Source organism: Pseudomonas antarctica (assembly GCF_900624995.1).
Taxonomy (GTDB): domain Bacteria; phylum Pseudomonadota; class Gammaproteobacteria; order Pseudomonadales; family Pseudomonadaceae; genus Aquipseudomonas; species Aquipseudomonas antarctica.
This window is the reverse complement of the sequence record NZ_UYXQ01000190.1, coordinates 1-5250: the sequence shown is the minus strand read 5'-3', so window position 1 is coordinate 5250 and position 5250 is coordinate 1. Positions and strand designations below refer to the sequence as shown.

The following is a 5250-nucleotide window of genomic DNA, read 5'->3' as shown; positions in this document are numbered from 1 at the left end:
ACTACTTGGGGGGCCTGGCGGAGCGACCGACCGGCAACGACGTTTGCACCTCAGGCTCTGGGCACGCCTGGGCCGGTGGCGGGTGCGCCGCCCGGTGGTAGGTCAGCCGCGTGTCGCGGTCGACGCGGTTCATGCAGTCGATGATCGGCGCTAACGCGCTGGCAGTTGCGGTCTGTGGGCCGTCGAGTCGGTCTACCCATAAGCCGAGCACTTGTGTGTGTTTGCCGGCGCCGGCCAGGCCGAACAACATCAGCATAAAGACGATGCCAATAGGCAATAACAGGCTTGGATTCATTGCTGGGCCTCCTGGCCATACCATTGCACGTGTGTGGCCGGGGCCTGGCACTGTTCGGCGGTGCGCGGCATGCGGCTGCACACGCGCTCGGTCCATTGCTGCAGGCCCTGGTTGCGATTGACCTGATGACGGCTGTCGAGGTAGTTGAGCCCGCCGAACACCAGCGCAAACGCAATGGCGCCCAGGCCGACTGCGCCGATGGCCTTGCGTGGAAAAAGGGCCGCCCATTGCTTCACGCTCAGGCGTGCTCGGCGTTTGCCCGCGCCGATGGCCGCCAATACCGCCACCAGCGTCAGGCCGGCGACGGGGCCGAACTGCAGGCTGACGGCAATGCTCATGGCCGCACCCGGGATCAGGTCGCGCACGGGCAACAGTGGTAGACGGGTGGGGCACAACCTGCGCGGCAGTTTTGCCGCCAGGCTTTCATCCAGCACGCGCAGCCGATGTGCCAACGGGCGCCACACTTGCCAGGCCAGTGCGCCCACTGCCATGTAGGCCATCGACCACGCCAACGCGTCACCCGCAGTGCCCACCAGCGCGCCAGCTTGCCAGGGTGCCTGGAACAGCGCACCGGCCAGGCAGCCCAGGACAATGGCCAGCAGCAGGGGCCAGGTGTCGAAGGCCGTTTCCCAATCCTGCCAAAAATAAGGTGTGCCACCTGGCATGGCGAGTGCTACCTCGGGATGGTCGGCTTTGAGCGTTGCGGCCAACGTTCGGCACGCCTCCCAGTCGTGTTCACTCAAGCGCTGGGCGAATGCCCGCCGCTGGCCCAAGGACATTGGCGCCAGCAGCAACCGCGCGGCGCGCTGCTGCGGGGTGTCCGGTGCGGTAACCGCCAGCGCACGCTGGTGGGCCAAGTAGACCGGGCCTTGCTGGCGCCGTAACAAGTGCTGCCATTCATCTGCGGGGCAAGCGTGCTCACCGCCATACCAGTTTTGGCCGGCGCGTACGGCCTCAAATATCGTAGGCGACCAGAAATGGCTTTCGGTCAACAGGGTTGCCAGCATCTGGTTAAACCACAGGGTATGTGCCGGGTGTTTGAGCCAGGGCTGATCAAAGCGCGCCGCATAAGCCGCGAGAAAACCCGGTTCGTCACGCTGGGCCATGGCCAAAGCGAGCGAATAATGGAGTGCTTTCTTGCTGCGATTGGTCAAAGCGTCGATCAAGTCTTGCGGTAACTCAAGACGCTGCCAGGCGCTGAGCCACTGGAACGTGTCAAACGCCCAGCTGCGATCTTCTTCGCTGATCTCGTCGTCCGAGATACAGCGTTTGAGCAGGGCCACTTCGAATTCAAGCCCAAGACCTGCAGCCATCGCCTGCTGGTAGTGCTCCTGCAAAGTGTCGGCGGCAATGGCCGTTGGCACCACGGCCTCGGTGATCGTGTCTTGCTCTTGTGCCCATTGCTGCCAATTCAACGCTTCTTCGTAAGCTTCGCGCAGCCGTTGAAACCCGTCGGCGTCATCATCCGGCCGGGTTTTCTTCAACAATGTGGCGTATTGGCGCTTGATCGTGCGGCTGTCGGCATCCGAGGATAAACCGAGGACATCCCAGCAAGTCATGTGCGGTACCACTCCATAAAATCACCGCGCGCACCTTACCCGTTTTATTGCCCGATAAACCAGCGGTAGTCAGTGAAGGCCGTGCCCGACCCCAACCTGTGCGGCCGGGCACGTGGTATTACTTGAGAGGCGTCAACGGCGGTAGCTTCCATTGGCCCACGTCAGGCTTGGGCAGGTAGATTCGCAGTACGGCATAAAACGGACCGGGCGGGGCGGGCAGCCAGTTGCTCTGTTCGGCTTTCGGCGGCTCATGGTGCTGCAATGCCAGCGTCAGGCCGCCGTCGGCGTCCAGCTTGAGATTAGGCAGCATCTGCGAATTGATCTGGTAGCGTTTCTTAATGTTATGCGCCAGCAACTTGGTCTTGGCGTCGTACATGGTCAGCGACCAGAACGCCTCGGCGGGCGGCAACTGGTCCTTGGCAAAGTGCACGGTGTAGCTGTGGCGCGCGCCGTTGGCTGGTTTTCCTTCACTGTCGACGCGGTAGCTCAGGTATACGGCTTCATCGGGGGAGTTGCCGAAAATGCCCAGTTCAGCACCGGCGTAGCGGTAAAGGTAATTGTTTTTGAGGCGGTCACGGCTACCGAACAGGTCAGCGCTGGCCACTTGGTGAGTGTCGATCTTGTCTTTCTTGAACGCGGCAAATTCAGCCCTGGCGTCGGCAATGCCCTCTTCCAGGGCTTTGCGCTGTTCAGCGGTCAACGCTTTGACCTTGAACGGTGCGCCAGGTGCGATTCCGATCTTGGCAAAGCGTGCCAGCAGGTCTTTTTCGCTGTCCTGCGGCGCGGCAAAGGACAGCATGAAGTTCAGGTAGCGGAACAGTTGCGGGCCTTCAGTCATCGTGGCCATTGGTTTGGGCCATACGATTTTAGGCGCCGGGGCCGGCGCTGCCTGTTTCACGTAGCTGCTCAGCGGCTGGACTTTGTAGCCGTTCTGAATCTGCTTGACCTTGTTCAGGTCTTTCTCATCAAACAGCTGCGTGCGGTACAGGGCGTAGGCGATATTGCTGTCGCTGTACACCACACGGTCGATGTCGACCGGCTGCTGACCTTTCCAGTCGGGACCGGCGATCATGTAGTGGCCGCCATTGTTGCCGGTACTGCGCGTGCCCAAATACGCCATGTTCTGCGTGTAGAGGTCGATCAACTGCACGGAGTAGTAACGGTTGTCTTCGACCTTCGGCAGGGTCAGCACCAACGGTTCTTTGCGCAGGTCCATCCACATGAAGGAGTAGGGCGTGTCCGGGTTCGGAGTCGCGAATGCGGTATCTTTGGGCGTGAAGGCCTGGGCGGTATTGCCGACGTGGTTGAACGGCGCCTTGAAGTTGGCACCACCTTTATCGACGGCCTGGGTGTAGAGCGTCTTGTACATCGCCACGACCGGGTAGCCATACAGGTAGGCTTGCTTGGCAATCGCCCGGGCTTCGGCAGGGGTAGCCGTGAAGTCGGCCAAGGCGCCGGTACTCATGAGCATCGAGAGGCTCGCCAACAGCAGGCGCGTCGGTTTTCCAATCATGTTGTTGCGTCCTTCCAGAGTGCTTTTAAAGGGCGAGGGATCAAAGCGCCGAGTTTCCAACTTTATTGGCCGAACGTCACGTTAATCCCTGCAAGCAAGCTGAGCTGAGACTAAACCCGTGATGTGTCAGGGCAGGTGCGCAGGCACAGAGTAGCGCCCAGCAGCTCAGATAGCCCGACGATATGCGCTGGTGCAACGAAATGAGGAGCGTAGTGCTGTGGCAGGGTGGGCTTCAGTCGACAGGCAGCATCGACTTGACCTTGTCACGCAGCTGGTCGATGGAGAACGGTTTGCCGATTACTTGCATGCCCGCCGGCACGTCAATGCTTTCGGCATAGCCGCTGGCGAACAGGATAGGCAGGGCAGGGCGCAACTCGCGCACCTTGGTCGCCAACTGCTTGCCGTCCATGTCAGGCAGGCCGACATCGGTCATCATCAGGTCGATCACCTGTGCAGTGTTTTCGACCGCCTGTAAGGCCTCTTGAGCGTCGGCCGCTTCAAGCACGCTGAACGCCAACTCTTCGAGCACATCGACGATCAGCATGCGCACGATCGCGTCGTCTTCGACTACCAGGATGGTGGAGGGGGCAGCGGGCATAGGGAGAGTTCCTGAGGAGTTGGAAATACAGGCCTTTAGTCATTTAACGACCCTTCTCATTCCTGAGTCCTGTCGATCCAGGTAAGTTCCCCAGACATACAAACATTGTGACGGTTATGGGCCGCAATGTCCCGCCCCTTGAGCGTCCGGCAGTTGCAGCGTGCCGGGCGTTCGCTTCAAGCTTCGATCAAGTGAGATCGTCGTACTCGTCAAAGTCAAAATTCGAAGGTTCGGGCTTGTCTACAGGCAATTCGATTACAGGCCGCTCGACCGCGTCGCCCGTGTAAGGGATTCGAAGCGGCTTGGGCGCGGCCGGAACACCTTGAGCATCAAAACGAATCGGATTGTAGTGTGGGCTATGGGTGTAAATACCTCGATTGTCCGCAGTCATGCCGGTCATGGAGTACTTTACGATGTCGTGCTTTCTTTGCCCAATGATCGTGTCGTCAATATAGTCGCGCTGGCGGGCCTTGTTGGTAAATGTCCGCACTGCTACATCGCTTATTGCAGGATCATTGACCTGCATAATGCCCTCGAACCCTTCAACGGGCTTTTGGGTCTGTTTGGCAAACTGCGCGGCAAATGAATGGGCTCCGCCTGTCGCGGAAAAACACATGGTCAAACGAACCTGTGCGTATTTGTCCAGCTTTACGCCCTGTGCTTTCAGTGGTTCAACTAACTCGTTAGGGATCAGTTGTGTGCCATTTACCGTCATGGCTGATAGCTTCCGTCTATTTTAATGACCTGTTTCAGGTTTCCTGTCATACGCTCGTTTTGTTTATCGATTGTCCCTTTGGTGGTGTCGATTTCATACAGATTGCGCTCACCGTTGTACGTGGTTTTCACAAACATTGTATGTTCGCGACCCACCGTCACGAGTGCGTTACCCGCCGCCTCTTTGTAGTGTTTTTCGTAAGAGCACTCGATCTCGCCGAATTCAAAATTTTCGCGGTCGGCTAATGACAATTGGGATATCAGGTGTTTGACCATTCCGTGATGGCCATTTTTTTGCGCTGTTATCGACGCCTCGAATTGGGTCTTGAACACTTCGGGCGCGCGAAACCTTTCGGAGCGTGCAAAGTCGTTGAACGCATCAATCGGAACCCTGCGGTCGTTGGTGATCCATTTGTATGTGTGCCCCAGCGCTTCACCCTCCATCACACTATCAAGCATGGAACGCATCCTTGGATCGCCGGCTCCGGGGCGGCCTGTGTAGGCCTTTGCGAGGACTTGGGCTTCAAAAACCGCTGGCTCAAGTGACGGAAACTCACCTTTGAGGCACGCG

Annotated in this window: 5 protein-coding genes and 1 pseudogene; all 6 read right to left on the bottom strand. The window is 58.7% G+C overall.

Features of this window, described 5'->3' with window-relative positions; genetic code table 11:
* Position 1: 1 nt before the first annotated feature.
* The gene (locus E0F99_RS28730; RefSeq protein WP_130909088.1) at positions 2 to 295 is read right to left on the bottom strand and encodes a hypothetical protein; all 294 of its coding nucleotides are present in this window, start codon (positions 293 to 295) and stop codon (positions 2 to 4) included.
* The gene (locus E0F99_RS28725; protein WP_083358356.1) at positions 292 to 1854 is read right to left on the bottom strand and encodes a J domain-containing protein; all 1563 of its coding nucleotides are present in this window, start codon (positions 1852 to 1854) and stop codon (positions 292 to 294) included. The genes E0F99_RS28730 and E0F99_RS28725 overlap by 4 nt, the downstream gene beginning before the upstream one ends.
* Positions 1855 to 1972: 118 nt before the next feature.
* Positions 1973 to 3367, bottom strand: a complete 1395-nt coding sequence (locus tag E0F99_RS28720) for a DUF1254 domain-containing protein (RefSeq protein WP_083358357.1) — start codon at positions 3365 to 3367, stop codon at positions 1973 to 1975.
* 232 nt (positions 3368 to 3599) lie between these two features.
* Positions 3600 to 3965: a response regulator gene (locus E0F99_RS28715; RefSeq protein WP_083358358.1), complete on the bottom strand. Its 366-nt coding sequence runs from the start codon at positions 3963 to 3965 to the stop codon at positions 3600 to 3602.
* A 187-nt stretch (positions 3966 to 4152) separates the two neighbouring features.
* Positions 4153 to 4680 (bottom strand): hypothetical protein, encoded by a 528-nt coding sequence (locus tag E0F99_RS28710; protein WP_083358359.1) that lies wholly within the window; start codon positions 4678 to 4680, stop codon positions 4153 to 4155.
* A pseudogene (locus E0F99_RS28705) lies at positions 4677 to 5250 on the bottom strand (hypothetical protein); the annotation flags it as partial. The pseudogene E0F99_RS28705 and the gene E0F99_RS28710, both read right to left, overlap by 4 nt.